30 protein-coding genes and 1 pseudogene are annotated in these 25941 nt (G+C 59.1%); 18 read left to right on the forward strand and 13 right to left on the reverse strand.

Annotated elements, in window-relative coordinates; all coding sequences use genetic code 11:
- Positions 1–55: 55 nt before the first annotated feature.
- Positions 56–280, forward strand: a pseudogene (locus tag PSH88_RS17835) (hypothetical protein); the annotation flags it as partial.
- Between the two features lie 214 nt (positions 281–494).
- Here the strand turns inward: PSH88_RS17835 and PSH88_RS17840 are convergent.
- On the reverse strand, positions 495–953 hold the full coding sequence (locus PSH88_RS17840) for a winged helix-turn-helix transcriptional regulator (protein WP_305427018.1): 459 nt from the start codon (positions 951–953) through the stop codon (positions 495–497).
- A gap of 137 nt (positions 954–1090) precedes the next feature.
- On the opposite strand from PSH88_RS17840, the gene PSH88_RS17845 reads away from it, so the two are divergent.
- The 5 genes from PSH88_RS17845 to PSH88_RS17865 all read left to right on the forward strand — a co-directional run bounded on the left by PSH88_RS17845 (position 1091) and on the right by PSH88_RS17865 (position 4276).
- A complete protein-coding gene (locus PSH88_RS17845; RefSeq protein ID WP_305421802.1) occupies positions 1091–2374 on the forward strand; it encodes an MFS transporter in 1284 nt (427 codons plus the stop codon).
- Positions 2371–3267 carry an EamA family transporter gene (locus PSH88_RS17850; RefSeq protein WP_305421804.1) on the forward strand — a complete coding sequence of 299 codons (897 nt, stop codon included), beginning with the start codon at positions 2371–2373 and terminating at the stop codon, positions 3265–3267. Before PSH88_RS17845 ends, PSH88_RS17850 begins: the two co-directional genes overlap by 4 nt.
- A 276-nt stretch (positions 3268–3543) precedes the next feature.
- Positions 3544–3738 (forward strand): hypothetical protein, encoded by a 195-nt coding sequence (locus PSH88_RS17855; RefSeq protein WP_305421805.1) that lies wholly within the window; start codon positions 3544–3546, stop codon positions 3736–3738.
- Entirely contained in the window at positions 3735–4061 is a 327-nt protein-coding gene (locus tag PSH88_RS17860; RefSeq protein ID WP_305421806.1) for a low molecular weight protein tyrosine phosphatase family protein, read from the forward strand. Before PSH88_RS17855 ends, PSH88_RS17860 begins: the two co-directional genes overlap by 4 nt.
- A gap of 53 nt (positions 4062–4114) precedes the next feature.
- Positions 4115–4276 (forward strand): DUF2986 domain-containing protein, encoded by a 162-nt coding sequence (locus tag PSH88_RS17865; protein ID WP_305421808.1) that lies wholly within the window; start codon positions 4115–4117, stop codon positions 4274–4276.
- A 56-nt stretch (positions 4277–4332) separates the two neighbouring features.
- On the opposite strand, the gene PSH88_RS17870 is transcribed toward PSH88_RS17865, so the two are convergent.
- Positions 4333–5205 (reverse strand): DNA/RNA non-specific endonuclease, encoded by an 873-nt coding sequence (locus tag PSH88_RS17870; RefSeq protein WP_305421810.1) that lies wholly within the window; start codon positions 5203–5205, stop codon positions 4333–4335.
- A 410-nt stretch (positions 5206–5615) separates the two neighbouring features.
- Complete coding sequence (locus PSH88_RS17875; RefSeq protein WP_370694655.1) at positions 5616–6095, reverse strand: cupin domain-containing protein; 480 nt, start codon at positions 6093–6095, stop codon at positions 5616–5618.
- Between the two features lie 429 nt (positions 6096–6524).
- On the opposite strand from PSH88_RS17875, the gene PSH88_RS17880 reads away from it, so the two are divergent.
- Entirely contained in the window at positions 6525–6926 is a 402-nt protein-coding gene (locus PSH88_RS17880; protein WP_305421812.1) for a hypothetical protein, read from the forward strand.
- A 211-nt stretch (positions 6927–7137) separates the two neighbouring features.
- Positions 7138–7419 carry a DUF3303 domain-containing protein gene (locus PSH88_RS17885; protein WP_305421814.1) on the forward strand — a complete coding sequence of 94 codons (282 nt, stop codon included), beginning with the start codon at positions 7138–7140 and terminating at the stop codon, positions 7417–7419.
- Between the two features lie 43 nt (positions 7420–7462).
- Here the strand turns inward: PSH88_RS17885 and ligD are convergent, their stop codons facing one another.
- Positions 7463–10087: a DNA ligase D gene (ligD, locus tag PSH88_RS17890; protein WP_305421815.1), complete on the reverse strand. Its 2625-nt coding sequence runs from the start codon at positions 10085–10087 to the stop codon at positions 7463–7465.
- Between the two features lie 170 nt (positions 10088–10257).
- Between ligD and PSH88_RS17895 the strand changes: the two genes are divergently transcribed.
- Positions 10258–10710 (forward strand): cupin domain-containing protein, encoded by a 453-nt coding sequence (locus PSH88_RS17895; RefSeq protein WP_305421816.1) that lies wholly within the window; start codon positions 10258–10260, stop codon positions 10708–10710.
- A 20-nt stretch (positions 10711–10730) separates the two neighbouring features.
- On the opposite strand, the gene PSH88_RS17900 is transcribed toward PSH88_RS17895, so the two are convergent.
- Positions 10731–11513 (reverse strand): tellurite resistance TerB family protein, encoded by a 783-nt coding sequence (locus PSH88_RS17900; protein ID WP_305421818.1) that lies wholly within the window; start codon positions 11511–11513, stop codon positions 10731–10733.
- Between the two features lie 114 nt (positions 11514–11627).
- On the opposite strand from PSH88_RS17900, the gene PSH88_RS17905 reads away from it, so the two are divergent.
- From PSH88_RS17905 to PSH88_RS17925, 5 genes are all read left to right on the forward strand, one after another.
- Positions 11628–11999: a VOC family protein gene (locus PSH88_RS17905; protein ID WP_305421819.1), complete on the forward strand. Its 372-nt coding sequence runs from the start codon at positions 11628–11630 to the stop codon at positions 11997–11999.
- 213 nt (positions 12000–12212) lie between these two features.
- Entirely contained in the window at positions 12213–12935 is a 723-nt protein-coding gene (gene pcsA, locus PSH88_RS17910) for a phosphatidylcholine synthase (RefSeq protein ID WP_305421820.1), read from the forward strand.
- Positions 12936–12946: 11 nt separating this feature from the next.
- The gene (locus PSH88_RS17915; RefSeq protein ID WP_305421821.1) at positions 12947–13333 is read left to right on the forward strand and encodes a DUF488 domain-containing protein; all 387 of its coding nucleotides are present in this window, start codon (positions 12947–12949) and stop codon (positions 13331–13333) included.
- A gap of 175 nt (positions 13334–13508) precedes the next feature.
- Positions 13509–13967, forward strand: coding sequence for a GNAT family N-acetyltransferase (locus tag PSH88_RS17920; protein WP_305421823.1), 459 nt, complete (start codon positions 13509–13511; stop codon positions 13965–13967).
- Positions 13968–14363: 396 nt separating this feature from the next.
- Positions 14364–15290 (forward strand): universal stress protein, encoded by a 927-nt coding sequence (locus tag PSH88_RS17925; protein ID WP_305421825.1) that lies wholly within the window; start codon positions 14364–14366, stop codon positions 15288–15290.
- Between the two features lie 170 nt (positions 15291–15460).
- Here PSH88_RS17925 and PSH88_RS17930 read toward each other — a convergent pair whose 3' ends face one another.
- From PSH88_RS17930 to PSH88_RS17950, 5 genes are all read right to left on the reverse strand, one after another.
- Complete coding sequence (locus tag PSH88_RS17930; RefSeq protein WP_305421827.1) at positions 15461–16273, reverse strand: class I SAM-dependent methyltransferase; 813 nt, start codon at positions 16271–16273, stop codon at positions 15461–15463.
- A 37-nt stretch (positions 16274–16310) separates the two neighbouring features.
- Entirely contained in the window at positions 16311–16583 is a 273-nt protein-coding gene (locus PSH88_RS17935) for a DUF4242 domain-containing protein (protein ID WP_123499640.1), read from the reverse strand.
- 188 nt (positions 16584–16771) lie between these two features.
- Complete coding sequence (locus tag PSH88_RS17940) at positions 16772–17983, reverse strand: cytochrome c biogenesis protein DipZ (protein ID WP_305421829.1); 1212 nt, start codon at positions 17981–17983, stop codon at positions 16772–16774.
- 171 nt (positions 17984–18154) lie between these two features.
- Positions 18155–18376 (reverse strand): hypothetical protein, encoded by a 222-nt coding sequence (locus PSH88_RS17945; protein WP_305421831.1) that lies wholly within the window; start codon positions 18374–18376, stop codon positions 18155–18157.
- A gap of 48 nt (positions 18377–18424) precedes the next feature.
- Positions 18425–18688 carry a DUF2790 domain-containing protein gene (locus tag PSH88_RS17950; protein ID WP_305421833.1) on the reverse strand — a complete coding sequence of 88 codons (264 nt, stop codon included), beginning with the start codon at positions 18686–18688 and terminating at the stop codon, positions 18425–18427.
- Positions 18689–18994: 306 nt separating this feature from the next.
- Between PSH88_RS17950 and PSH88_RS17955 the strand changes: the two genes are divergently transcribed.
- Both PSH88_RS17955 and PSH88_RS17960 read left to right on the forward strand, forming a co-directional pair.
- Complete coding sequence (locus PSH88_RS17955) at positions 18995–19735, forward strand: response regulator (protein WP_007896007.1); 741 nt, start codon at positions 18995–18997, stop codon at positions 19733–19735.
- The gene (locus PSH88_RS17960; protein ID WP_305421834.1) at positions 19732–21042 is read left to right on the forward strand and encodes an ATP-binding protein; all 1311 of its coding nucleotides are present in this window, start codon (positions 19732–19734) and stop codon (positions 21040–21042) included. Before PSH88_RS17955 ends, PSH88_RS17960 begins: the two co-directional genes overlap by 4 nt.
- A 135-nt stretch (positions 21043–21177) precedes the next feature.
- Here the strand turns inward: PSH88_RS17960 and PSH88_RS17965 are convergent, their stop codons facing one another.
- Positions 21178–21936: an HvfC family RiPP maturation protein gene (locus PSH88_RS17965; protein ID WP_305421835.1), complete on the reverse strand. Its 759-nt coding sequence runs from the start codon at positions 21934–21936 to the stop codon at positions 21178–21180.
- Entirely contained in the window at positions 21929–22768 is an 840-nt protein-coding gene (locus tag PSH88_RS17970; RefSeq protein WP_305421836.1) for an HvfB family MNIO-type RiPP peptide maturase, read from the reverse strand. The genes PSH88_RS17965 and PSH88_RS17970 overlap by 8 nt, the downstream gene beginning before the upstream one ends.
- A 297-nt stretch (positions 22769–23065) precedes the next feature.
- Here PSH88_RS17970 and PSH88_RS17975 point away from each other — a divergent pair, with 297 nt between their 5' ends.
- Positions 23066–24112: a class I SAM-dependent methyltransferase gene (locus PSH88_RS17975; protein WP_305427020.1), complete on the forward strand. Its 1047-nt coding sequence runs from the start codon at positions 23066–23068 to the stop codon at positions 24110–24112.
- Positions 24113–24186: 74 nt separating this feature from the next.
- Here the strand turns inward: PSH88_RS17975 and PSH88_RS17980 are convergent, their stop codons facing one another.
- Positions 24187–25080: a LysR family transcriptional regulator gene (locus tag PSH88_RS17980; protein ID WP_305421837.1), complete on the reverse strand. Its 894-nt coding sequence runs from the start codon at positions 25078–25080 to the stop codon at positions 24187–24189.
- A 144-nt stretch (positions 25081–25224) separates the two neighbouring features.
- Between PSH88_RS17980 and PSH88_RS17985 the strand changes: the two genes are divergently transcribed.
- A complete protein-coding gene (locus tag PSH88_RS17985) occupies positions 25225–25923 on the forward strand; it encodes a CoA transferase subunit A (RefSeq protein ID WP_007896014.1) in 699 nt (232 codons plus the stop codon).
- Positions 25924–25941: the final 18 nt, after the last annotated feature.

Consider the following 25941-nt stretch of genomic DNA (forward strand, 5'->3'; position numbering starts at 1 on the left):
CCTTGAACGGTGTCAGTGGTCAGGTCGCTGGAAAACGCATCCAGCCTGGAGGTAATCAGTTTTCCGATTTCGCCTGGCCACCGTGCTCGCAATGATCCCGCTAACGCGCAGTGTGTTCTGGGGGCCGATGGCGATTGCGATCATGGGCGCCCTTACCGTGGCGACGCTACTGACGATCTTCTTCGTCCCGGCGTTGTATGCCGCATGGTTCAAAGTGGGTCGCCAGACGGCCGCCGACAGCCAACAAGTGATGAGGGACGCCGCACTCGCTTCTGAGTGAGGCGTGCCGTGACACCGTGCTCCCGATCTCACCGCTATCAGAAGACTTGCTCAGCGCCGTTTCTGAAAACAATCGAGGTCAGCCGCGAGGTCCTGCGAACGTTACTTTCTTTCGCTCCCTCGCGGTTTTAGGACATGCTCTTGTCAACTACGCCCAGCACACTGGCTCTAACTCCCCCAGCGCCATTCTGGTGTGAGGCAAGTCAGCTGTCGATTCACGACTCGCCGCCGACAAGTCTCACTCTGTGACAGTCAGACGGTCCAAGTTTTTGACCGTTTGATGAGCGAACATCAATCGGCATCAGAGGCTGGCCGGACTCGTTGTCCATCAGCACAGAACGCGTCTCCTGCGGCGTGAACAGGAAACGTTCGCCCCACTGCCTGATACTGACCACAACCGGAAAGATCTCCCGTCCTTTTTCCGTAAGGACGTACTCCTTGTAGGCGCTGCCATCTGACGCCGGTCGAACGTCGAAAACCCCGACCTCAACCAGCGTCTTCAGTCGCGATGCCAGAATATTTTTGGCCACGCCCAAGCTCTTTTGAAATTCGCTGAATCGGCGAATGTCGTCAAAAGCGTCGCGGATGATCATGAGCGACCAACGATCCCCGATGGCCTCCAGTGTTCTTGCTACCGGGCATTCACTGCTGTGCGGAGAGGCGTCTTCGACCATTTTCTTGACCTTGCGCAATGTGGAGTTGCCAAGTCTGTCCATCAACCTGGCGCAATGTGGTTGCAATTTAAAACCTGTTACGACAACAATGGAATCCGGTTTTTAATTGAAACCAGTTTAACGCCATGGAGGTGTACATGACAGCAGATGCCGACTCAGCCGCCAAACGGTTCTCCAGACAGCCTTCGGGATTGCTGCATTCGGACACCGGAGAAAGCAGCAGGACCGACCGGTCTCCAGGGCTTTCCCCGTCGCTCACGTTATTGTTTTCTGTCACCTGCGCGCTGGCAGTAGCCAACGTTTACTTCGCACAACCGTTACTCGATTCAATGGCTCAGAGCCTGGGTGTGGCCTCATCAATGATCGGAGTTGTCGTGACTGCTACTCAGGTTGGCTACGCGTTGGGGTTGCTGTTCATCGTCCCACTGGGCGATTTGGTAAATCGTAAGCGGCTGATTCTGACTCAGGTACTGCTGTCTGCGGTTGCACTCGCGGCGGTCGGCGCAGCACAGCAATGGCTGACCCTGTTGGGCGCCATGATCGTGATGGGCCTACTGGCAGTGGTTGTTCAGGTACTTGTGGCATACGCCGCCGTGTTGGCAACGCCATCACAACGCGGGCATGCAGTGGGGACGGTAACAAGTGGAATTGTCCTGGGCATTCTTCTGGCGCGGTTTACCTCTGGCCTGATTGCGGACATCGCGGGCTGGCGAGCCGTTTACTTCGTATCCTCAGGATTGATGCTGACCATCGCGGCGGTGCTGTGGAAAGTGGTTCCTGTCACGGCGCCGCCTAGGCACCAAGACTCCTACCTGGCGCTCATAAGTTCACTCTTCAAACTGTTCATCACCGAACGCACTTTACGCGCCAGGGGCCTTCTGGGCTTACTGATCTTTGCCGCTTTTTCCGTGTTGTGGACATCCATGGTGCTGCCGTTGAGCGCCCCGCCGCTGTCGCTTTCACACACTGCCATCGGCATGTTTGGATTGGCCGGCGTCGCCGGTGCCCTGGCTGCCAGTAGAGCCGGTCGCTGGGCCGATCAAGGCCTGGGGCAACGAGTTACCGGCATTTCGCTGGGGCTCCTGACGCTGTCCTGGTTGCCCATCACGTTTGCCGAGACGTCCCTGATCGCGCTGGTCTGCGGCGTAGTCCTGCTCGACTTCGCGGTGCAGGCAGTACACGTCACCAACCAGAGCCTCATTTTTGCTGCACGACCCGACGCCCAAAGTCGCATGGTCGGCGCATACATGTGCTTCTACTCGGTCGGTAGCGCACTGGGAGCCACAGCCGCGACCCAGGTTTATGCGCTATGGGGCTGGATTGCAGTAAGCCTGCTGGGCGCCTTGATCAGCGCTACTGCCTTGGTTCTGTGGTTTCTCACGTTTCATTTTTCAACGACCCATCAAGGAAGATCAGCATGAAAGCCAGGCACTTACTACTCGCAATCTCGATTACTGCCATATGGGGCGTGAATTTCTCGGTTATCAAACTGGGACTCACCACCGTTGACCCATTCATTCTTGCCGGCATTCGCTTCACGCTATGCGCGCTCCCGGCGATCTTTTTCATTCCGAAACCTGATGTGCAGTGGCGCTACATCATTGGTTACGGCCTGGTCTTCGGTATCGGCCTTTGGGGCGTCGTTAACCTTGGCATCAAGTCTGGTCTTTCCGCAGGCATCGCTTCACTGGTGCTTCAGTTCAGCGCGTTTTTCACCATCCTGCTCGGCTCATGGATATTCAAGGAAACCATTTCCCGCTTTCAGTACGCGGGCATAGGTCTCGCTCTGTGTGGTTTGTTGAGCATCGTCTCCATCGTTGATGGGACAGTAACGACGGCCGGGCTGATCCTGGTGCTGCTGGGAGCGGTCGCCTGGAGTGCGGCCAATGTGATCAACAAAAAAGCCAAGACCACGCAGGTCTTCGCTTTCCTGGTGTGGTCGAGCGCGTTTTCGCCCATCCCTCTTTTCGCGCTTGATTACGCTGTTAACGGCTCGACGGGGTACAGCGCATTGGTGAATCAACTCGACTACCGCGCCGTCCTGTCGATCCTGTTCCAAGTATACCCCAATACACTGTTCGGCTACTGGGTGTGGAACTCACTTCTGAAACGATATCCAGTGTCTACAGTCGCGCCATTGTCGTTATTGGTACCGGTATTCGGACTGCTCGGTTCAGTCATGATTTTCAATGAGAGCCTGTCGGCCAACAAAATCGTTGCAGTCGTTCTCATCGTGTCGGGTCTTGGCGTCGGCTTATACGGACAGCGCGTCCTCAGTGCGGTGCTCAAGCGTTCTGACCGATGCCCATCGTGATGTAACAGCACGAGCTGGAGATCTTCTGAACACTGCTGAAGCCTAGGGTGGCTTTCGTGCTCAAGCTTGAGCAAGAATACACCTTGGATTCAGTCGATATGGATGGCTGGCCAAGGGGTCAATAGCTGTCCTTCGCGACAGGCAGCAATCGGCCAAAAGCGAGCGCTGCTGGTATCGGGAACTCAACAACCTGGCCACTACCCCCGATTCACGCTTACCATACTCCCAACTCGTATTACCGCGGCTGCTGAACCCGGTACTCACGAGGAAATGATCATGGAAAGAACCCGCGCCTGGAGACGCACACAGGCCCGTAAACGCGGCAATGACAAAGCGGTTCGTCCGCTGGAATTCAAGCCGGAAAAGAACTGGAAGCTGATGTACACCCGTGCCGACAAGCTTGTCAGGGCACGCCAACTCGGCATGAGCTATCCCATCCGCACCACCCGCCAATTGTTGGATCAAGAGTGACAAACCTCCTGTTCGTCTGCAGTCGCAACCAATGGCGTAGTCCCACCGCGGAAGCGATCTGGCACCGCCGCCCCGGCTTCAATGCCCGCTCGGCGGGCACAAGCCCGAACGCACGCAAACCCATCGGCCCAGCGGATATTCGCTGGGCCGATGTCATCTTTGTCATGGAACGCAAACACCTGAATCGCCTGCAGGCCGAATACGCCCGTCTGCTTGAACACAAGCGGATTCACTCTCTGGATATTCCCGACGACTTTCGCTACATGGATGCTGAGCTGGTGGACATGCTCGAAGACGCAGTGAAGCCCTATCTCGCTACCTAGGCTTCGCGCGCAAACCTCTCACCATTCAAGAACTTACAAACCGAGTAAAAAATATGAATCGTCGCAAAAAAATACAGCAGTTATTAAAGGCTCACGCCAAAAAGGCCAGTGCCAAACTGGCACCGCCAAGTAAGTCTAAATACATTAGTAAAGCTGACCGATTGAAACTCGCTGCTGAACCCACTCTAGAGTCAATCAAGCCCCCTGAAAGCTGATCCATCTTAAACACCCCCGTTACATCCAGCCTTCGGGGGTGCAATTCATCAAGCCATCAAGAGCGCCCTACGGACCCTGTGACCGGTAGATTCCCCAGCAATTTGAGCCCGGTACTCTTCACGAAAGCGTCATAGTCCATCGGTCTCTCCATACGGGTTTCAGCGTTGGGTAGTACATAGGCCCAGGCACGCTTGGACGATGCGTCATAAACCAATTTGAACAGGCGGGTCGGCACCCAGACCTTGTTGTCGCCGATGGTGGTGTGGCCCGAGTCAAAGAGCGGGCCGGTAAAGACAAAAACATTGCCATCGGCTCGCTTGGCAAACTTTCTGACATCGGACTCGACCTTGCTCCAGATCTTCCGGTTGTTGGTTGGGTCCTGCGGCACCATGTTCGACAGTGCAAAGGATTGGGCCATTGCATTGGGGTTCGGTGCATCGGCTGCCGGGGATTGATGGCCGCGGTCCACGGCCGGATGTTGACTACGGTAGTCGCTCAACTCTGCCCGCCCACTCTTGGGGATGCGTGGGTCCGGGTAGAACTGGTTGGTGCGCTCCTCGCCTTTGGCATCCTGCAGTTGGGCGGCATTAAGGCGTTCGACCACTACCAATGGCGTCTTGCTGGTTTGCGAGTACAGCACCGCAAAGTTGTCGGAACACAGGGCCAGGGGTTTCATTGTTGCAGGCACAGTGGCCATGTTGATCGGTTTCGCAGCCGGGAACAGATCTGCGCAGCCGTCGAACGATGCCTGTTTCTGTTTGTTCGAATAGAGGCCCAGGGCCGCGCTCTGGCTGACCGAGCCCGAGCGGGACACGTGTTCCTGATGTTGGGTGGGCGGCTTGATGAGATCCAGCAGACTGCGGGCTTCTGCCCCGGTCGAGAGCAAAACAAGGGCCGACAGCCCAACTGCAATTTTGCGTAGGTGCATGCTTTAAATCTTCGAATTGGATTGAGGGGTAAAACGTACGACGAGTCCCGATTCACGGAACCAGGTGGAGGCGGTTGCTGATTAAATTGCGGCAAGCATGCTTTCACAGTCCTTGATCAAAATACCGATGCGGATTCGGTCGGTTCCGAGCAGTACGACTACTGATGGTCGTTGCGGGATTTATTGACCATCACAAGTCACTTTAGTGCTGAGCAGCGTTTACAGTCGACTCGCCAATGCTCGTTGAAGAAGCGATTGGGTCGAAGAGCTCCGATCGTTTCGCGTTGCAACCGAACTCAAGAGAAGCCGCATTGATTTCATTCAATGAACACAGTCAGGGACTGGTCGCAGGGGCAGGCGCGTGCTCGCCCATGCGCCTGCGTGATGATCGGAATACCACGTAGATAAGGTCACTTCTTCCTGGGGTCATCCACGGGATTGAGAAAATTGATACCCCATGGGCCGGTCCCATGGATCTGCACGACCGTTTCTTCTTCGGTAAACACATACATCGGCATACCAACAGGCATGATCGTGATACCGCCCGGCGTGTAGGCCCTGGCTTTGGCGGGGTCAAATTTGTCGCCGACTCCTAGGTGAAAAGTGCCGGAAATTACGGTGACACGCTCCACTACCGGGTGAGTATGAACACCAATTTTAGAGTTGGCAGGTAGCTTGAGCCGAAAGGTTAACGGATCTGCAGTTTTCAGGTCGCCTTCAATGACTACGATTTGGGCGCCGGGTGCGACCGATGGCGCATCAGACCATTTGAGCTCGGAGGGTAGAACTGATATGTGGCCCGCCATCGGTTGCTCAGCGCTCGACACGGGTAACGTCATGAATGCAGCGAGTGTAAACGCGCACACCACAAAGACTCTTGATCTGTACATTTTCTGCTCCTTTCGAGCGGAACAAATGTTGCCCACGGCTATCACCATTTATTAAAGCTACCCTGGGGCCATTAGCAAGGTGGCCTACTGTTAAAACCGCGGCCGTTAGGGACGTCGAGGTACGCATCCGGCCATCTACGGTAGCCATGGGTCGTTTTCAACCAGTACGTCGCCAGCATGGTAGGTGAGGCCGATCTCTTTTTTCTTGTCCCAGGCAAGGAACCCGTACGTCAAGCCAAAAGAGTTTACGGCTCAGCTGCGTAATTTTTTGATCTGGATGGCTCTAGAAACCGGTTGAATCCACGTACGAAATACAAGAGCCGCGATAACACATAGCCGAGGCCAGCAAGCCCGGGATGTAGACATCGCGCTCAACGGCACAACACCCCCATGGGCAAACCCGATCATAGCGCTCTATGATTGAACCCCATGACGACCTCTCTTCCAATCCGCCAACCCTGCCCGCCCGGAGCCTGCATCTGCGAGCGTGAGCCGTTGCTGGAAACCCCCGGCGCGGATTTGCGCATCCTGAGCCTGACCCGGTTGGAGGAAAAGCGCCTGGTCGAACGCCTGGAAAATCTCCAGAGCCTGAGCGACCTGGAGCGTCTGCAACGCCGGATGTATGAGCAGTTGGGTCTGCGCGTGGAGATCGTCCCAGGCTTCAATGAAGTGCGCACCATGCGCGGCATCAACATCACCCTCGGCGAACTGCCGGGCCTGTGCCGCAAAACCCGTCAGTCGATTCCGGCGGCGATTCGTCGAGGGCTGGAGAAGCGCCCGGAGATTGCCTACGAGCTGCTCAATGCCAACGACTTGTTGCGTGATGCCTGATGGTTTGCACTGTTATCCCGATATGTTCGTTTCAAATGCCTGAAAGAGGATCAGCGGTCGTACGCGAAACGCGGGGCGCTGCTATGCCTTCTCATGGGAGAAAGGGTTTCAGGCCAGCCAGGATGGAGCTGGAAATACAAGCGTGACCGTGGCCCCGGCGCCAGCCAGGTGCGCGAAGATAATGGTGCCAATCCGTAGCAGGAGGTGGCCGATGTTATTCATCGTCCGTTGGTCCATCAGTCCGCAACAGCGTAATAGCGCGATCGAACGTTTTCTCAAGACCGGTGGCGCGCCACCCGCAGGCGTCAACATGCTGGGGCGCTGGCATGCCGTCGGTGGCTCGAGTGGTTTTGGCATTGCAGAGGCCAGTGATCCGGTGTCGATACAAAAGTGGGTGCTGGAATGGAGCGACCTCATGAGCATGGAAGTCCACGCCGCATTGACCGATGAACAGGCGGCGCCGCTGCTGGCTGCCGCGCTCGGCAAGCAATAGTCGACGAGGCGGCGAGTGCCCTCGCCGCCTTCCTTCCGATTCACTATTTTCTCATCCCGACCCGCCGCCGCATTTCGGCAGTAATCGTCTGTCGGGTTTTCTTCAGGTCGGCCCAGGGTTCGTCACCGATCTCGGCCAGGCGTTCGTGCACGTTGTGCACGTTCCATTGATTGCCGCCCTTGAGCTGCGCCACCTCCTCCCGAAAGATTGGCACCGACACCGGCAGTCCTTCGCGAGTGCGCACGGCGTAGGCGCAAATAGTGGTGGCGCCCAGACCGTTGCGCAGGTAGTCGATGAAGATACGCCCGACGCGGTTTTTCGGCCCGGACATCGCAGAAAAACGATCCGGCAGTAATTTGGCCATGTGGCTGACAATCGCGTGGCTGAAGTCCTTGACCTCGTCCCAGCCGTGTTTGCGGGTCAGCGGTACCACCAGGTGAATCCCCTTGCCGCCGCTGGTTTTGAGAAACGCCTGGAGACCCAGTTCATCCAGCACCGTGAGGGTTAACTGGGTCGCTTCGATCATGCTTTTCCACGGCAGCGCCGGATCCGGGTCGAGATCGAGGACGAAGCGATCGGGTTTATCCAGATCGACTGACGTGGCGTTCCAGGTGTGCAGCTCCACCGTGCTCATCTGCACCGCGCCGATCAGCGCTTTGGCGTTGTTGATGATCATCACCGGTTGGCCTGTCAGTTCTTTGTCCAGGGTAACGATCCCCGGAATGGCCAGGCGTTCGGCGTTCTTCTGAAAGAACAGTTCGCCGGCGATGCCGTCCGGCGCGCGCACCAGCGCCACCGGCCGGTCCTTGAGTTGCGGCAAAATCCACTCGGCGACGCTGGCGTAGTACTGCGCCAGTTGCATCTTGGTGGTGCCGCTGCTGGCGTCGATCACCCGGTCCGGGTGCGTGATTCGCACCTTGCCGCTGGCCAGGCCGATTTGCGACGGCGCGACAGTCGACCGGGCGGTTTTTGGGTCGGCGGCGTCAGGTTTTTCGGCGGTGGATGTCTTCTTCGCCGCTGATGTTGGCGCGGCAGTTTTCGAGGCTGAGGTTTTCACGGTTTTGGGCAGATCTTCGGTGATTTCTTTGGCAGGCTTGTCGTCACGCAAACCATGGAACACGGCGTGGCGCACCGGGCCGTCCTTGGTCATTTCGGCGAAGGCCACTTCCGCCAGCAGTGTGGGTTTGAGCCAATGCACCCCCTTGGCTTCAAAACCGCTGGGCGGATTGACCACTGACGGTTTTTTCGTCTGCAACGGTTTCAACTGTTCGTAAATGCGCTTGAGAGTCGCCTCATTGAACCCGGTGCCAACCTTGCCGGCATAACGCAATTCACCGCTGTCGCGGTCGTGCAACCCCAGCAACAACGCGCCAAAGGCACTGCGTGCGCCTTTGGGGTCGGTGAAGCCGACCACAACGAATTCCTGCCGATGCTTGCACTTGAGTTTGATCCAGTCACTGGTTCGTCGGGACACGTAAGGCGACCCCAGGCGTTTGCCGATCAGTCCTTCCATCTGCATTTCGCAGGCACTGTTGAGCAAGGCCTCCGGGGCTTCGTCGAAGGCGTCGGAGAATCGCAACAGCGAGCTTTCATTGGGCTTGAGCACGGTCGCCAGCGCGGCCCTGCGCTCCTCGACGGGCACTTCGCGCAAGTCCACGCCGTTGAGGTAGGGCAAGTCAAACAAGTAGTAAACGATGCTGGCGCTACTGCCGGAATCGAACGCGTTTTGCAGCGCCTGAAAATCCGGAACGCCTTGCTCGTTGGCCACCACCATTTCGCCGTCGAGCCAGGCCGATTCCAGGCCCAACGCTGCCAGCGCCTCGGCTTGCCTGGGCAATTTGTGGGTCCAGTCGTGACCGTTGCGGGTGAAAAGTTTGACCTCATCGTGGTCGATGCGCGCCATGACCCGGTAGCCGTCGAACTTGATCTCATAACTCCAGTCGCCGCTCGGTGCGGATTCGACCAGCGTTGCCAGTTCGGGTTTGAGCAGCTCCGGCAGCTTGGCTTTGCGCGCGCCCGTCAGTTGTGTCGACTTTTCCTTGCGCGCCTTGGCCGGGGCTTTTTTGATCGGTTTTGGTTGTTCAGCACCGTGCTTTTTTTCCACGAGGGTGCGGTCGCTGAGCACGCTGTCCGGCTCGGCGGCGACCACGTCGTACTCGCTGTCGGGTCTGGCGGCGCTGTCCTGATGCTTGATCAGAAACCACTGCTCCTGCTTGCCCGGCATGTGCGTGCGCACGAGGTTCCACAGGCCGCCGAGCTTTTCTCCTTTCAGCTCGAATTTCAGCCGGCCCTTGGTGTACGCCTTGGCCGGATCGTCCTGGGGAATCCACACGCCACGATCCCAGACGATTACATCGCCAGCGCCGTAATGCCCTTCGGGAATGGTGCCCTCGAACGTGGCGTAATCCAGCGGATGGTCTTCGACGTGGATGGCCAGGCGCTTGACCTTGGGGTCTAGCGACGGCCCTTTGGGCACGGCCCAACTTTTCAGCGCGCCGTCGAGTTCCAGGCGAAAGTCATAGTGCAGGTGCGAGGCGGCATGTTTCTGAATGCAGAATTGCAACGCATGATCCTTCGCCGTTTTTTTGCCCGAGCGTTTGGCGGCGACCGGTTCCGAGGTCGCCGAGAAATCGCGCATGCGGTTGTAATCGTCCAGGTTCTTGTTCATGGCTGATACTCGTTGCCGAGTGGGCAGGTTCTACATCAGCAGAGCGACAGGCCCGGAAGAAAATTCCATCGCCGTTGAAATTGCCCGGACAGACGGACCGGTGTTGCGGCACTCGCTCGCGGCGCAGTGCATATACTCAGCGGAGGGGATTCATGCCTCGGAGAGCAATCATGCGAACGGTTCACGTCATCGAAGCCGGGAAAACGCCCACGCCGGTCAAAGTTGTTGGAGAGACCATCACTATTCTTGCCGGCGGCGATCTGACCAAACCCTTTGAGATGCACATCCAGGAAGGTGTGCAGGGTGGCGGGCCACCGCTGCACTTTCACCCTTGGGACGAAGCGTTCTATGTCATCGATGGGCAGGTTGAAGTGACTGTCGAAGGGCAATCCACCACCCTCTCGACCGGGGGTTACATACACATCCCCGCAGGGTCGATCCATGCTTACAAGAACATCAGCCCTACCGCGAAAATGATCGGCGTGGTTTCCGATCCACGCGGCGGTCAGTTCTTTGCGGCGCTGGATCAGCTCAAAGTGCCCGAAGACCTGCCTCGGATACTGGAGATATCTGAAGGCTTCGGCGTTACGTTTCTGCTGCCGAAATCAACAGAACGCACGTAGCAGCTGCCGCAGGGAAATGTTCAGGCCGCACCGCCCTTGGCCCGCCGCTCCAGCTGCACCTGCAACTCTGGATCGATCTTCAACGCAGCGGCCAATTCATCCAGATAATTGCGCTCGGCGTCCTGCTGATCGTCCACCAACATCACGCTGGCCAGGTACATCTCGGCGGCCATGCCCGGGTCCTGGGCGGACTGCGCCACATCGGCGGCATCCAGTGGCCGGGCGACTTCGTCATCGAGCCATTGCTGCAGTTGCGGATCGTCAGTATGGCGACCGATTTCGGTACTGATCATGTGTTTCTCTGCCTCATCGATGCGGCCATCGGCCTTGGCGGCGGCGATCAAGGCGCGAAGGATGGCATGGCTGTGGTCCTCGATTTCCGGGCCAGACAACAAGTCAACGGTGCGCGGCGCCTGTTGTGGTGCCGTGGCCTGGCTGCGTTGCCAGGCCTGATACGCCTGGAACGCCATCATCCCCAAAGAAGCCAGCGCCGCGTAATTGGTGCCGCCCGAGCGCGTTTGCGTCGAACCGCCCATGGGTGAACCGCCGCCCAGCAGACCTCCGAGCAAGCCACCCAGGCCTCCGCCGCCCGCACCGCCACCCGCGCCGCGCCCCAACAGACCACCAAGCAACCCGCCAAGATCGCCCAAGCCTCCTTGAGCTGACGCCGCACTACCACCTTGTTGCGGCCGTGAGCCCTGGCCGGCCCGCAGTAATTGCTCAAGCAAATCGCTGGTGTTCATGACGTCGTCCTCATTAATGGGCAGAAACTCAGTCAGGCAACGATAGTCCTCGCCCGACATTCCGCCAACTCCGTCTGGCTGACGTCATGGGTACTGCCCTTGCCCTTCACACTCCTGACAGAAACTGACACCGCCTCCTTTTATGCTGCGCCCACTTTGAATGGAGCAGCCCCTATGATCACTCCCCGTTATATTTTGCTTTTCGTGGAAAACCCCGCCGTCAGTGCGCGGTTCTATGAGTTTCTGCTGGAGCGCGCGCCCGTGGAAGAGTCGTCGACCTTCGCGCTGTTTGTCCTGGAGGGCGGTTATAAACTGGGGCTCTGGTCACGGCATACCGCCGAACCGGCAGCACAAGCGACGGGCGGCGGGACCGAGCTGGCGTTCCCGGTGGAGTCCGCCGAGCAGGTCGATGCGCTGTTTGCCAATTGGAGCGCGCTCGGGCTGACCATGGCGCAAGCACCGACAGAGCTGGACTTCGGTCGCACCTTCGTCGCGCTCGACCCGGATAACCATCGGCTGCGCGTGTTCCACCCCTCGCTGAGCTGACACCCGTCCCGGCATCGGTCGGGCACAGGCGTACAGCGCTTTAATTCTTGCCCCGGATATTTCCGGGGTATTTTTTTGCGCGGCGGCTAAGATTCATAGGTGGTGAACCTTATTCCCGAAAATCCGGTCGATACCTGCAACCCGACCCGGTTTGCCGACGCCCTCAACAAGAGGGTGATAACTGGCTTGCTTCACTTTCTGGAGAACGCCCCCGTGATATCCACTGTATACATTGCCAGGCTCAAAGCATGGGGCGCCCATGGTTTTACCGCCACTGGCGTGGTCACAGCCTTCCTCGCGACCCTCGCCTTGTTGGAGAACCAGCCGACCAATTGCCTACTGTGGCTGGGCGTAGCGCTGATCGTCGACGGCCTGGACGGCGCGCTGGCGCGCAAGGTGAATGTACAGTCGGTGCTGCCGAGTTTCGACGGTTCGATCCTCGACCTGGTGATCGACTACCTGACGTATGTGTTTATCCCGGCACTGTTCATCTACCGCTACATCCCGTTGCCGGACTACACCCTGCTGCTGACCGTGTCGCTGATTCTGGTGTCGTCGCTGTTTTGCTTCTGTAACGTCAACATGAAGAGCAAAGACAACTACTTTCAGGGCTTCCCTGCCGCGTGGAACGTAGTCGCGCTGTGCCTGTACATCATCGACCCGTCGCCGTGGATCACCTTGCTCACCGTCATCGGTCTGGCGCTGTTGACCGTGACCCGAATGAAATTCCTGCACCCGTTCCGCGTGCGGCGGTTCATGCCGATCAACATTGCCGTGACGGCCATCTGGCTGTTGTGCAGCTTGTCGCTGGTGGTCAACCATCCAGTCATCAATCCGCTGGTGATGGGCTTGTGGCTACTGATGTCGGCGTACTTCCTGGGGATCTGCTTCTGGCGCACAGCGCTGGAATGGTTCGACAGCTCGCGGCTCAAATAGGCACTGCGATCATGCCCATCCACATCGTCCAGCTCGGCTCACCCCGCACCGCGAATGAAGGACTGCGCCTGGGCACGGTACGCCGCCCGCCTCGAGGCGTGCCGAAGGCTGAATTCGCCAGCCGGGATTTTTACGATGTGTGGCAACCGCTGCTGTCCCCCAGCCCCGAATTGGTGGCCGAAGCCAAAGCGGCGGAAGATGCCAAAGCCTGGGGAGCCTTCAAGCGCAAATTCAAGGCCGAGATGAACCATCCCGCCCCCAGCCAGATGCTCGACCTGCTAGCCGCCCTCTCCCACCAAACGTCGCTGGCTCTGGGGTGTTATTGCGAGGAAGAAGCACACTGCCACCGTTCCGTATTACGGGAATTGCTGGAGGTCCGGGGCGCGAAAGTTATTTAGAAAACACCACAAATCCCTGTGGGAGCGGGCTTGCTCGCGAAGGCGGTCTTCCAGTCGATAGAAATGTTGCCTGATACTCCGCCTTCGCGAGCAAGCCCGCTCCCACATTCGATTGCGGTGTTTGGTCGTTCCCACGCATAGCGTCCAGTCAAGACACAAGGAATGAGGTCTTCAAGTGAATACTCAGATTCGAACCGCAACCCCCGAGGATGCGCCAGCCATAAGCCGGGTCATTATCCAGTCGCTACGCTGCTCCAATGCCCAGGATTACCCGGCCGAAGTGATTACTCAGGTAGAGCAAAGCTTTTCAACCGAGGCCATTCTCTCCTTACTCACTCAACGCCAGGTCTTTGTCGCAACCATCGATCATCGAGTAGTCGCCACCGCCAGCCTTGATCGCGACGTTGTGCGCAGCGTCTTCGTCGATCCACACCACCAAGGCAACGGTATCGGCGGGCAATTGATGGCGATGATTCGAACCGTAGCCATCGATGAGAAAATCGAGACGTTACGTGTCCCGTCCTCGATCACCGCAGAAGGCTTTTACTTCAAGTTGGGCTTTCGAAAAGTTCGGGATGAGTTTCACGGGGCCGAGCGCACGATTGTCATGGAGCAGGCCATTGGATATTCATAAGGCCTGTATCTGCATGAGGTGTGTCAGAGCAGACCTTTTTCGACTGGAAAGCCGTCTTCGCGAGCAAGCCCGCTCCCACATTAAAACGTCGGCGTAACATCCATCGCATCAACACCACAAATCCCTGTAGGAGCGAGGCTTGCCCGCGAAGAGGCCAGCCCATCCAGCATCCATATCGACTGTCCCACCGCCATCGCGGGCAAGCCCGCTCCCACTCCGGCGTGCCCCCCATCGCATGAACACGGCCAATTCCGTTACTTGCATTGAAGCATTGCACTGCCTTATACGGCCCGTTCGAGCGGCCAAGCACCCCAGAGACTGATCATGGTCAATAATTAAGGGATTGAGATGTATTAAACGACCACCGTCTGCTCGTTTACCCACGGGAGGTTTGTCATGTCTGGTCAAGCACGTTTCATGCTGGTCGCCTCGCCCCTGATGGAACACAGCCCCGCCTTCGACCGGGCCGCAGCATTGGCCAAGGCCGAGGATGCGGCCCTGCACATCGTGGCCTTCGACTATCTGGAAGGCCTCGCGACCGCCGGCATGGTCAACGAAAAGGCCCTGGAGCAGATGCGTCTGGGGTATGTCGAGCGCCACCGCCAGTGGCTTGAGGACCAGGCCCGTCCCTTGCGCAAGATCGGTGTGCACGTCACCACGGAGGTGGCTTGGGTCGAACGCCCGCTGGAAGAAATCCTGATTCACCTCAAAGAGCAGCCGATGGACGTGCTGATCAAGGCGCTGGAACATCAATCGCGGCTGTCGCGGCTGGTGTTTACCCCCCTCGACGTGCATTTGCTGCGCGAATGCCCGGTACCGCTGCACTTCGTCAGCCATGCCAAGCATGCGTTGCCGCGCAAGATCGTTGCGGCGGTCGACCCCTTCCATCGTGATGATCAATACAAAAGCTTCAATGACCGGATTCTGCACGAAGCGTCAAAACTGGCGAGTGCCTGTCACGCCGAACTCGACGTGGTTTACGCCTATGACCTTTCGTCTATCAGCTCGGACGAGTTCAGCTTCGAAAACGGTTCGGCGTTTTTCGCTTCGGACAAGGCCAAGACCCTGTTCGACTTCCAGGAGGATGCCTTCAACGAATTGGCCGCGCGCAATGGCATCGCCCCGGAGCAACGGCACATGCTCATGGGCAGCCCGACCAAAGTGCTGACCCGCTATGCCGATACCTATGACGTCGACGTGATTGTCATGGGCCGGGTCGGCCATCGCGGCATGGGCCGGTTGATCGGCAGCACGGTGGAGCATCTGCTGTACAAAATGCCGTGCAGTGTGTGGGTGGTGTACACCGAGCGGCTGGATGAGTGACTGCGCCGGCTAATCACATACCCCTGTGGGAGCGGGCTTCTGTGGCGAGGGGGCTTGCCCCCGTTGGGTCGCGAAGCGGCCCTAAAAGCTTTGCGACTGCTTCGCAGCCGAACGGGGGCAAGCCCCCTCACCACAGAAGCTCGCTCCCGCAAGTGTTTTGCACCTTCAATTCAACGCCGTGTGATCACCACCTCCAGGTATTCACTGGGCACCACCAGCGACCGCTCCCCCGCTCGGTTCAGCCGATTCAGCAGTTCAGTCAGATCTTTTTCCAGGGCCGCGCCCCCTTCGGGTGGCAGGGTCGCAAAGGCCTTGTGAACCGGCCCATACCAGGTACGGAAGGTGTCGATCCAGTGCGCGGCCGAGCGATAGCGAAAGTTGAACAGCCGCCGCGTCACCTGGAGCTGGAAGTCGCGCTGGTCGAAGTGCGAGTTTAACCAGGCTTCGGTGCCCCAGTTCGAAGGTGGTTGCACTCCTGGCGGTGGCGGCATGTGGCGGCCCAGGGTCTTGAACACCTGGCCGATGTAGCCTTCAGGCGTCCAGTTGGCAAGGCCGATCCGCCCGCCAGGACGGCACACCCGCGCCAGTTCCGCTGCAGCCTTGGGCTGATCCGGTGTAAACATCACACCAAAGGTCGAGAGCACGGCATCGAAACTGGCATCTTCGAACGGCAGGTCCTCGGCATCGGCCACCTGAAAGGTCACGTCCAGGTGTTCCGCCCGTGTGCGATCTTCGCCGCGTTCAAGCAGCTTGGCCACGTAGTCGGTGGACGTGACCTTGCAGCCCCGGCGCGCGGCGGCGAGGGTTGCGTTACCGTTGCCGGCGGCGACGTCCAGCACCCGCTCATCGCAGAGCAGGTCGCAGGCCTCGGCCAGTTGTTCGCCGACGATCTGTAAGGTGGTGCCGATCACGGCGTAGTCGCCGCTGGCCCACGTGGCCATCTGACGGTTTTTCAGGGCAGTGAGGTCAATGGGTGTGCTCATGAAGTCTGCTCCGTTGCGGGTTGGGACGTGTCCCGGCTCACTCCGCCGTGGTGGGATCGATGATGTTCATGACCCGGGAAACGCTGTTGATGGGAAATTCACCCTTTTGGGCGTGCTCCCTGATCAGTCCCTCATTCGGCGCGATGTACACGCAGTAAATTTTGTCGCCAGTGATGTAACTCTCCAGCCATTGCACTTCTGGTCCCATCTCGCGCAACACATCGCAGGATTTTTGCGAGATCGCTTTGAGTTCCTGTTGCGGCAATGCGCCGGCGCCCGGAAGCTCGCGTTCAATAATGTATTTAGGCATGGCAACTTCCTTTTCTTGAGGGTGATGACAGGGTCGGCAATGATCCCGTCGTCCACAAACTATCGCTCCCGGATACGCCGACGTCCTGCCGATCGTCCGGAGAATTCACGAAATATGACATTCTCCGATGCATGGTCACCCTTCTGTAACGCCGCATTAACAGATTGGCTTGCTTCGCCGAAAACGGGTTACGCGGCAGGCGCTTTGGCCTCTTCCAGCAGTTGCTGAATCATCTGTTCCTGAGTCTCGTATCGGCCTTCGCCAAAGTGGGTGTAACGCACCTGCCCCTTGGCATCGATCAGGTAGTGAGCGGGCCAGTACTGGTTGTCGAAAGCGCGCCAGATCGCGTAGTTGTTGTCGATCGCCACGGGGTAGGTGATACCGAGTTTTTTCACCTGATCGCGGACGTTGTCGATGATGCGTTCGTAACCGTATTCAGGGGTGTGCACGCCGATCACAACCAGGCCGTCCTTCTCATATTTTTTCGCCCAGTCCTTCACGTAGGGCAAGGTGTGCTGGCAGTTGATGCAGTCGTACGTCCAGAAGTCCACCAGCACCACTTTGCCGCGCAGGGAATCGTTGCTCAGCGCTGGTGAGTTGAGCCATTCGACTGCGCCGGAAAGTGACGGCATCGCGCCTTTGGCCGCGTTCATGGTCGAGTCTGCCTTGACCTTGCTGACGAAGTAATCGACCACTTTCGGTACGGTTTCCAGCACCCGCTGTTCAACCGTGGTGATGCCTTCGGATGAGGTGCTGGCGAGCAACTTATTGTCGGCACCAGTGGAGATGACCGCCGCGGCGACCAACACCGCAACCCCCGTGCCGCGACGCAGCCAGCCAGTGAGCGGAATCGACGGTTTCAAGCGATTGACCAGGCCGCGACCGGCGAAGATCAAAGTGCCCAGGGACAACGCGCTGCCCAGGCCATACGCCAACAGCAACAGACTGGTCTGAGCGTTGGCGCCTTGCAGCATGGCGCCGGTGAGGATCACCCCGAGGATCGGCCCGGCACACGGCGCCCAGAGCAGACCCGTGGCGACGCCGATCAGGACCGAGCCCAACGGACCGGAGACTTTGCGGGAGTTGGGATCGATGCGATTGCCCAGCAGCACGAACGGGCGCGCCAGCCAGCCACCAATGCGGACGGAGATCAGCGACAGGGCAAACAGCACCATCACGATCAGCGCCACATGGCGGCCGGTGTTGCTGGCTTGTATCACCCAATCGCTGCTGACCACGGCCAGGCTGGAGATCAGAGCGAAGGTCAGGGCCATGCCACCGAGGGTGAGCAAGATCGAGGCACGTGTGCGTTTTACACCGGCAAACAGAAACGGCACGACCGGGAGGATGCAGGGGCTGAGGACGGTCAAAATGCCGCCCAGGAATGCGATGAGAAACATGGGAATCACCTTGAGAATGTGAAGGGTGATACACCGCAGTTCCCCTGTGGGAGCGGGCCTGCTCGCGAAGGAGGAGTGTCAGTCGACATCAATGTTGAATGTACTGGCCTCTTCGCGAGCAAGCCCGCTCCCACACTGGAACGGCGGGAATTGGCAGAACTGGACCAGGCTTCAGGACTCCAGCTGTTGACCCTGTGGCGTCCGGCTGTAGCCATTCTCTGCAACCAATTGCCCTTGCGGCGTGCGGCTCGAACCATCCTCAGTCAGCAGCGGAGTCAGTTGGAAGCAGGTGCTGCTGCCACCGGTATTTTGTTCAACCGCAGCGTTGGCATGGGCGGCGACGCCGGCTATGGAAAAAACGATGGCGGTCAAAAAGCGGGTAACGTTATTCATGATGTTCTTCCTGTTTCAAAGGGGTTGGGCAATGGGTAATCGAAGGACTCAGTTGCCTTCGTTGCAGCCGTCAGCGAATTTGCTGTAATCCAGAACCTGGGTTTTGCCTTGGGAATCCAGGTAGGTCATCCGGGCATTCACAATCCCGCAGGCAGGTGTGGCGTCCTGTTTCATCGACAGCACTTTCTGGATATCCAGGTGCGTGCCGTAGGTGTAGGTTTGAGGGGTTACATCGGCTTCGGCCCGGGCCGACAAGGTGCAGATGTTCAGGGCGGCAAACAGGCAGGCGGCGTAGATGGCTTTGGTGTTCATGGAGGCTTCCTCTGGGCTTCAATAGGTCAATCGTTGATTGAGCCGAGGCGGTTGGGTTTGCCTCGATGGAACCTATTTGAAACCCGCGAGGTATCTCGTCTGTGTCCAGAACAGGCGCGGATTAAATCGCTGTGTATCCGCGCAGGCCTGCGATACACAGCGATACAAAACGCCCGGAATCGGCCATTTTTACGTCCCCGTGTATCTTTCGGCACACCAGATACACTGCAATACAATCGGCGGCAGGCGAGCGGGCCAACGCTCGATAGACTGCGCAACAACTCCCATTCAAGAGGCTTGGTCACCATGGAACACGTCGATCACATTCTCATCGTGGACGATGACCGCGAGATCCGGGAACTGGTAGGCAATTACCTGAAGAAGAACGGCCTGCGCACCACCGTGGTAGCGGATGGACGGCAGATGCGCTCGTTTCTGGAGTCCACGCCGGTAGACTTGATCGTGCTCGATATCATGATGCCGGGCGACGATGGCCTGGTGCTCTGCCGCGAGTTGCGCGCCGGCAAACACAAGGCCACGCCGGTGCTGATGCTCACCGCGCGCAATGATGAAACCGACCGCATCATCGGCCTGGAAATGGGCGCCGATGATTACCTGGTCAAGCCGTTCGCCGCCCGTGAACTGCTCGCCCGCATCAACGCCGTGCTGCGGCGCACGCGAATGCTGCCGCCCAACCTGGTGATCACCGAAAGCGGTCGCCTGCTGGCGTTCGGTCGCTGGCGCCTGGACACCTCGGCCCGGCATCTGCTGGATGAGGACGGCACCATGGTCGCCCTCAGCGGCGCGGAATATCGTTTGCTGCGGGTGTTCCTCGATCATCCTCAGCGGGTGCTCAATCGCGACCAATTGCTCAACCTGACCCAGGGCCGCGATGCCGATCTGTTCGACCGCTCCATCGATTTACTGGTGAGCCGCTTGCGTCAGCGTCTGCTCGACGATGCCCGGGAACCGGCCTACATCAAGACCGTGCGCAGTGAAGGTTATGTGTTTTCGCTGCCGGTGGAAGTGCTGGGTGCGCCGTCATGAATCTTGCGCTGCACTGGCCTCGCACACTGGCCTCGCGGCTGTCACTGATTTTCCTGATCGGCCTGATCCTCGCCCAGGCGCTGTCCTTTGGCGCGCAGTACTACGAGCGTTATGAAAGTGCGAAAAATACGATGTTGGGCAATCTGGAAACCGACGTTTCGACCTCCCTCGCCATCCTCGACCGCTTGCCCGCCAACGAACGCCCGAACTGGCTGCAGCGGCTGGAACGCGCCAACTATGGTTATCTGCTGAATGAAGGCTCGCCGGGCACACCGATGGCGCCCAGCGATGTGCCGATTGCAGTCCCCTCGATTCAGGACGCCATCGGCCATGAATATCCGCTGACTTTTACCGACATCCCCGGCCCGAAGAAACACTTCCAGGCCCACCTGAAACTGAAGGACGGCAGCCCCGTCACCATCGACGTGCGACCCGCGATGGTGCCTTTGTCCCCGTGGTTACCGGCGGTATTACTGGGGCAACTGGCGCTGATGATCCTCTGCACCTGGCTGGCGGTCAGAATCGCCATCCGCCCGCTCACCCGCCTCGCCCAAGCGGTGGAAACCCTTGACCCCAACACCCACGCCATACACCTGGATGAAAAAGGCCCGACCGAAGTCGCCTACGCCGCCCGGGCCTTCAATGCGATGCAGGCGCGGATTGCGGCTTATCTCAAGGAACGCATGCAACTGTTGGCGGCGATTTCCCACGACCTGCAAACGCCGATCACGCGCATGAAACTGCGTGCCGAATTCATGGACGACTCCAGCGAAAAAGACAAACTGTGGAATGACCTCGGCGAGATGGAACACCTGGTGCGCGAAGGCGTGGCCTACGCCCGCAGCATCCATGGCGCCACCGAGGAAAGTCGCCGCACCGATCTGGATTCGTTCCTCGACAGCCTGGTGTTCGACTATCAGGACATGGGCAAAGACGTGCAGCTGGGCGGTAAAAGCGCTGCGGTGATCGACACCCGGCCCCATGCCTTGCGGCGGGTGCTGGTGAACCTGGTGGACAACGCGCTGAAATTCGCTGGCGCGGCAGAGTTGTGGGTGGAAACGAAGGCTGATGGCAGCTTGTCGGTGAAGGTCATGGACCGTGGGCCGGGGATTGCCGAAGAGCAATTGGCGCAGGTGATGCAGCCGTTCTACCGCGTGGAGAATTCGCGTAATCGCAGCACCGGCGGGACCGGGTTGGGGTTGGCGATTGCCCAGCAGCTGGCGCTGGCGATTGGCGGATCACTGACCTTGAGCAATCGCGAGGGCGGTGGGTTGTGTGCAGAACTCAAGTTGCCAAAGCCCCAATAAACACCGCGAATCCAATGTGGGAGCGGGCTTGCCCGCGATGAGGCCAGCACATCCAACATCCATGTTGACTGACACACCGCCTTCGCGGGCAAGCCTCGCTTCTACAATTGATGCGTGGTGTTTTGAAGATTGCGATCAGGCGGCGATGCCAATTACCCCTTCCTCATGCATCTTCCGCAACAACGCCAACCCGCTGTCGATAAACTCCGGCGACCCAACCATCCCCGCTTCCATTGCCAGCCCTTCCAGCTGCGCTCGGCCATTGAGCCGAGGAAATTCCCCGATTCGCTGCAACAACCGCCACGCCAACGGGCTCAGTTCGGAAAAGCGAACACTCCAGTCTTCGGCCCGACGAACCAACAGCAACGTCGGCTGAGTCGGTGGCACTTGTGGCTGGTAATCCGGCCCCACTTTTTGCACCGGCCAGCCATAGGCCAACGGCCAGGCCAGTGGAGAAACCTGCGACGGTCGCTCCAGCAGCAATCCAGCATCGCTGGCCGACAGCGGCTCGGCGTCGGATTGTTGCAGGGCCATTTCGACCCACTCGTAATGCGCCAGCTCGACCATGAACGGCGGCCACGGTCCATCGTTCAGCGCCTGGGGCTCGGAGGCCAGGAACTCGACAAACTCCTGGGCAATCTCACCGAATTTTGGCGTGTGAGCGTGGTGATCCCGCAGGAAGATTCGCACCAGTAAACGCCACTGATCATCGCCGAGAATTTTCACCAGTACCGGAAAAGTGCCACTGAGCAACGACGACAGATTGGAGAACACCAGATCGCGATAAACCTGCGCCCGTGCCACGTCCATCCCGGCGGGTGGAGCACAGTGGTCAGGGTCGCGCAGGTAGCGAGTCAATGTGTCTTGCTGCTGGTGCAGCGTCGGCTTATCCACGGTTCGCCTCCTCGTCTTGCAGTCGGCGGATGGTCTGCAACTCGCTCACCAGTTCAGAGAACGCCGGGTAATTGAAGTCCCGTTCAAGCAGCGTCGGCTGTACGCCGAACCGCGCATACGCCTCGGCCAGCAATGACCAGACCACCGGTTTGACCGAGGCGCCATGGGTGTCGATCTTCAGTATGTCGGACTCATCAAAGTGCCCAGCCACGTGCATGGCAACCACCCTCCCCGTGTCGATGCCCGCCAGAAATGTCTGCGGATCGAAGCCGTGATTGATCGAGTTGACGTAGACATTGTTGACGTCCAGCAGCAGGTCGCAATCGGCTTCGCGCAGCACGGCGTTGGTGAACGTCAGTTCGTCCATGTCCTGCTGCGGCGCGGCGTAGTAGGAGACGTTTTCCACCGCCAGGCGCCGACCGAGAATGTCCTGGGACTGGCGAATTCGAGCGGCGACGTGGTGCACCGCTTCTTCGGTAAACGGCAACGGCAGCAGATCGTAAAGATGCCCGTCATCGCTGCAGTAGCTGAGGTGTTCGCTGTACAGCGGCACCTTGTGATGATCGAGGAAAACCCGCACCTCCTGCAGGAACCCGACGTCCAGCGGCGCCGGCCCGCCCAAAGACAAGGACAAGCCGTGACAGGACAACGGATAACGCTCGGCCAGGGCGCGAAACGCCGCGCCATGAGCGCCGCCGATGCCGATCCAATTCTCTGGCGCGACTTCCAGGAAGTCGAAAGCGCCTGGCGGGGCCGCTTGAAGGTCCTGCATTAAACCGCGGCGCAAGCCTAGCCCGACGGTCGCCTTCGCTGATGTGAGGGGAGTCTGCATGGTGTCGATCTCATCCTGGGATCCGGTCTCCAGCGTCTGAAAACTCAGTGCCGGCCGGCAGGCCCAGTCAAGCGCCGCTGTGTGTCGGGTCTGTGTCACAAACGCCGCTCTTCTCAGGCCACTGTATCGGACAGGCAGTCAGATACAGTGGGATACACGAACTAGACTTACTGATTACCCCCGTAGGGGAGCCAGGACGCGGTTATCGTCCTGTTCATTCCCACGATCACCGCCCAAAGGTGCATGCCTCGACAAACAATGCCTCTGGACCGTGATCCTGCTGAAGGAGCACACATGATGGACGAGGCCAGACTCAATGATTTCATGGGCAAACTGGTGAACGACATGGGTGGCGCGGCGATGCTCGCCAACGTCATCCTCGGCGAAGAGCTCGGCCTGTACCGGGCCATGGCCGACAGTCAGCCAGTCACCCCCGAAGCACTCGCCGAAAAGACCGGCTGCAACACCCGCCTGCTGCGTGAATGGCTCAGCGCCCACGCCGCCTCCGGTTACATGGAGCACCGCGACGGTCAATTCCGCCTGCCGGAAGAGCAAGCCCTGGCGCTGGCGATCGAAGACTCACCGGTCTATGTGGCCGGTGGTATCGGAGTGGTCGCGTCGTTTTTCCATGACAAGGACAAACTGGTCAATGCCATGCGCGGCAACGGCGCCCTGCCTTGGGGCGATCACCATCCGTGCATGTTCAGCGGCACCGAGCGATTCTTCCGCCCAGGGTATAAGGCGCATTTGGTCAGCGAATGGCTACCGGCCCTCGACGGTGTGGTCGCCAAACTGGAAAGCGGCGCCAAGGTGGCGGACATCGGCTGCGGCCACGGCGCCTCGACCGTGATCATGGCCCAGGCGTTTCCGAACTCACGGTTCGTCGGTTTCGATTACCACGCGCCTTCGATCACCGTCGCCACCCAGCGCGCCGAAGAAGGTGGCGTGTCCGGCCGGGCGCGGTTCTTCCAGGGCACCGCCAAGAGCTATCCGGGCGACGACTATGACTTGGTTTGCTACTTCGACTGCCTGCACGATATGGGTGACCCGGTCGGCGCCGCAAAGCATGCCTATGAATCGCTCAAACCCGATGGCTCGGTGCTGCTGGTAGAGCCCTTCGCCAACGACACGCTCGACGCCAACACCACCCCGGTGGGACGACTGTTCTACGCCGCTTCGACCTTTATCTGCACGCCCAACTCGCTGTCCCAGGAGGTCGGCCTCGGGCTCGGAGCCCAGGCGGGCGAGGCACGGTTGCGCAAGGTCTTCACCGAGGCGGGATTCACCCAGTTCCGGCGGGCCACGGAAACGCCGTTCAACCTCATTCTGGAGGCGCGTAAATAAGGGCAGGCACATAACCGGGCAGGTTGACCTGCCCGGATGCAACTGACGAAACCCGCTCCCATAGGTGACCGTGATCAGCTCAGACGCTCGCCAAGGTTTTCAGCCTTGAGAATATCGAACAACGCCTGCGCCGCCGCCGACAGTTCATGCCCCGTCGTCAGCACCCCGATCGCCCGTTCCACCACCGGGTCGCGCAGGGTAATGCAACGCGCGCCCAACTCGCGCATCTGCCCGGCGCACAAGGCCGGTACCGCGCTCACACCCAATCCGCTGGCCACCATCCGCCCGACTGTCGCCAATTGATGGCTTTCAAACTCCACCGGCAGCTTCATGCCCCGCGCCTGCAAGTGTTCTTCAAGCATCACCCGCACCGTCGAGGGTCGCTGCAAGGTAATGAACGGTTCCTTGAGCAAGGTCTGCCAATCAATGTCGTCCCGCTCCGTCAGCGGTGAATCGAGGGGCACCACCGCCACAAACCGGTCTATGTACAACGGGGTAAATTCCAGCGACGAACTCTGGGTCGGTTCGAACGCCACGCCCAATTCCACCTGACGGTCGCGAACCATTTCCAGCACCTGCTCGTTGATCACGTCGTTCACCGTGACGTTGACCTTGGGATAACGCGCGCGAAAGGTCTTGAGGATCGGCGGCAGCAAGTTGCCGGCAAACGAGGGCATCGCCGCCAGGGTCACGCGGCCGCGCTGGAGGGTGAAGCGTTGGCGCAGTTCATCCTCGGCATTGTCCCAGTCCGCGATCAATCGACGAGCCAGTGGCAGCAGCGATTCGCCTTCGGCGGTCAGTGCAACGTTACGGGTATTGCGCGTGAACAGGCGCCCGCCCAACCCCTCCTCCAGCGCCTTGATGGTCAGGCTCAACGCCGACTGGGACAGGTGCAATCGCTCGCAAGCCACGGCAAAACTCAAACTCTGGGCCACGGCCAGGAATGCGCGGATCTGTTTGACGGTCATGATCACTGTCTCTAACGCCGTATTGATTGGTGAGTTTTATCTATCAATCAACCTTAAAAATCAACTTAACAAATAAATCTGTCAGCGAGACACTCCCTCCCCATCCGGCTAGCCAGCCGCCCACAAAGAATAAAAGAGGTGCATATGGCAGGGTTCGACAAGCGCGTGTATTCCTACGAGGAAGCGATGGCAGGTCTTGAAGACGGCATGACTGTGATCTCCGGCGGCTTCGGCCTGTGCGGGATTCCGGAAAACCTCATCGCCGAGATCCAGCACCGCGGCACGCGTGATCTCACCGTGGTCTCCAACAACTGCGGCGTCGATGGTTTCGGCCTTGGTGTGCTGCTGGTAGACCGGCAGATCCGCAAAGTGGTGGCCTCTTACGTCGGCGAAAACGCGCTGTTCGAGAAACAACTGCTGAGCGGCGAAATCGAAGTCGTCCTGACCCCCCAAGGCACCCTCGCCGAAAAAATGCGCGCAGGCGGTGCCGGCATCCCGGCGTTCTTCACCGCGACCGGCGTCGGCACTCCGGTGGCCGATGGCAAGGAAGTCCGCGAATTCAAGGGCCGCCAGTACCTGATGGAAGAATCCATCACCGGTGACTTCGCCATCGTCAAAGGCTGGAAAGCCGACCATTTCGGTAACGTGGTCTATCGCCACACCGCCCAGAACTTCAACCCGCTGGCCGCCACCGCGGGCAAGATCACCGTGGTCGAAGTCGAAGAAATCGTCGAACCCGGCGAACTGGACCCGTCGCAGATCCACACCCCTGGCATCTACGTCGACCGGGTCATTTGCGGCACGTTCGAGAAGCGCATCGAACAGCGCACCGTGCGTAAGTGATCCCCTGCCCCCGGACCG

It is taken from the genome of Pseudomonas wuhanensis, assembly GCF_030687395.1.
Taxonomy (GTDB): domain Bacteria; phylum Pseudomonadota; class Gammaproteobacteria; order Pseudomonadales; family Pseudomonadaceae; genus Aquipseudomonas; species Aquipseudomonas wuhanensis.

What these genes read in the sequence shown, in the direction of transcription:
- PSH88_RS17895 (WP_305421816.1), top strand. Translation starts at nt 10,258, where the DNA reads ATGCGAACGGTTCACGTCATCGAAGCCGGGAAAACGCCCACGCCGGTC.
- PSH88_RS17980 (WP_305421837.1), bottom strand. Translation starts at nt 25,080, where the DNA reads ATGACCGTCAAACAGATCCGCGCATTCCTGGCCGTGGCCCAGAGTTTG.
- PSH88_RS17975 (WP_305427020.1), top strand. Translation starts at nt 23,066, where the DNA reads ATGGACGAGGCCAGACTCAATGATTTCATGGGCAAACTGGTGAACGAC.
- PSH88_RS17845 (WP_305421802.1), top strand. Translation starts at nt 1,091, where the DNA reads ATGACAGCAGATGCCGACTCAGCCGCCAAACGGTTCTCCAGACAGCCT.
- PSH88_RS17930 (WP_305421827.1), bottom strand. Translation starts at nt 16,273, where the DNA reads ATGAGCACACCCATTGACCTCACTGCCCTGAAAAACCGTCAGATGGCC.
- PSH88_RS17900 (WP_305421818.1), bottom strand. Translation starts at nt 11,513, where the DNA reads ATGTCGGGCGAGGACTATCGTTGCCTGACTGAGTTTCTGCCCATTAAT.
- PSH88_RS17940 (WP_305421829.1), bottom strand. Translation starts at nt 17,983, where the DNA reads ATGTTTCTCATCGCATTCCTGGGCGGCATTTTGACCGTCCTCAGCCCC.
- PSH88_RS17935 (WP_123499640.1), bottom strand. Translation starts at nt 16,583, where the DNA reads ATGCCTAAATACATTATTGAACGCGAGCTTCCGGGCGCCGGCGCATTG.
- PSH88_RS17970 (WP_305421836.1), bottom strand. Translation starts at nt 22,768, where the DNA reads ATGCAGACTCCCCTCACATCAGCGAAGGCGACCGTCGGGCTAGGCTTG.
- PSH88_RS17885 (WP_305421814.1), top strand. Translation starts at nt 7,138, where the DNA reads ATGTTATTCATCGTCCGTTGGTCCATCAGTCCGCAACAGCGTAATAGC.
- PSH88_RS17875 (WP_370694655.1), bottom strand. Translation starts at nt 6,095, where the DNA reads ATGTACAGATCAAGAGTCTTTGTGGTGTGCGCGTTTACACTCGCTGCA.
- PSH88_RS17870 (WP_305421810.1), bottom strand. Translation starts at nt 5,205, where the DNA reads ATGCACCTACGCAAAATTGCAGTTGGGCTGTCGGCCCTTGTTTTGCTC.
- PSH88_RS17880 (WP_305421812.1), top strand. Translation starts at nt 6,525, where the DNA reads ATGACGACCTCTCTTCCAATCCGCCAACCCTGCCCGCCCGGAGCCTGC.
- PSH88_RS17960 (WP_305421834.1), top strand. Translation starts at nt 19,732, where the DNA reads ATGAATCTTGCGCTGCACTGGCCTCGCACACTGGCCTCGCGGCTGTCA.
- PSH88_RS17855 (WP_305421805.1), top strand. Translation starts at nt 3,544, where the DNA reads ATGGAAAGAACCCGCGCCTGGAGACGCACACAGGCCCGTAAACGCGGC.
- PSH88_RS17915 (WP_305421821.1), top strand. Translation starts at nt 12,947, where the DNA reads ATGCCCATCCACATCGTCCAGCTCGGCTCACCCCGCACCGCGAATGAA.
- PSH88_RS17950 (WP_305421833.1), bottom strand. Translation starts at nt 18,688, where the DNA reads ATGAACACCAAAGCCATCTACGCCGCCTGCCTGTTTGCCGCCCTGAAC.
- PSH88_RS17905 (WP_305421819.1), top strand. Translation starts at nt 11,628, where the DNA reads ATGATCACTCCCCGTTATATTTTGCTTTTCGTGGAAAACCCCGCCGTC.
- ligD (WP_305421815.1), bottom strand. Translation starts at nt 10,087, where the DNA reads ATGAACAAGAACCTGGACGATTACAACCGCATGCGCGATTTCTCGGCG.
- PSH88_RS17925 (WP_305421825.1), top strand. Translation starts at nt 14,364, where the DNA reads ATGTCTGGTCAAGCACGTTTCATGCTGGTCGCCTCGCCCCTGATGGAA.
- PSH88_RS17850 (WP_305421804.1), top strand. Translation starts at nt 2,371, where the DNA reads ATGAAAGCCAGGCACTTACTACTCGCAATCTCGATTACTGCCATATGG.
- PSH88_RS17945 (WP_305421831.1), bottom strand. Translation starts at nt 18,376, where the DNA reads ATGAATAACGTTACCCGCTTTTTGACCGCCATCGTTTTTTCCATAGCC.
- PSH88_RS17955 (WP_007896007.1), top strand. Translation starts at nt 18,995, where the DNA reads ATGGAACACGTCGATCACATTCTCATCGTGGACGATGACCGCGAGATC.
- PSH88_RS17840 (WP_305427018.1), bottom strand. Translation starts at nt 953, where the DNA reads ATGGTCGAAGACGCCTCTCCGCACAGCAGTGAATGCCCGGTAGCAAGA.
- PSH88_RS17985 (WP_007896014.1), top strand. Translation starts at nt 25,225, where the DNA reads ATGGCAGGGTTCGACAAGCGCGTGTATTCCTACGAGGAAGCGATGGCA.
- PSH88_RS17865 (WP_305421808.1), top strand. Translation starts at nt 4,115, where the DNA reads ATGAATCGTCGCAAAAAAATACAGCAGTTATTAAAGGCTCACGCCAAA.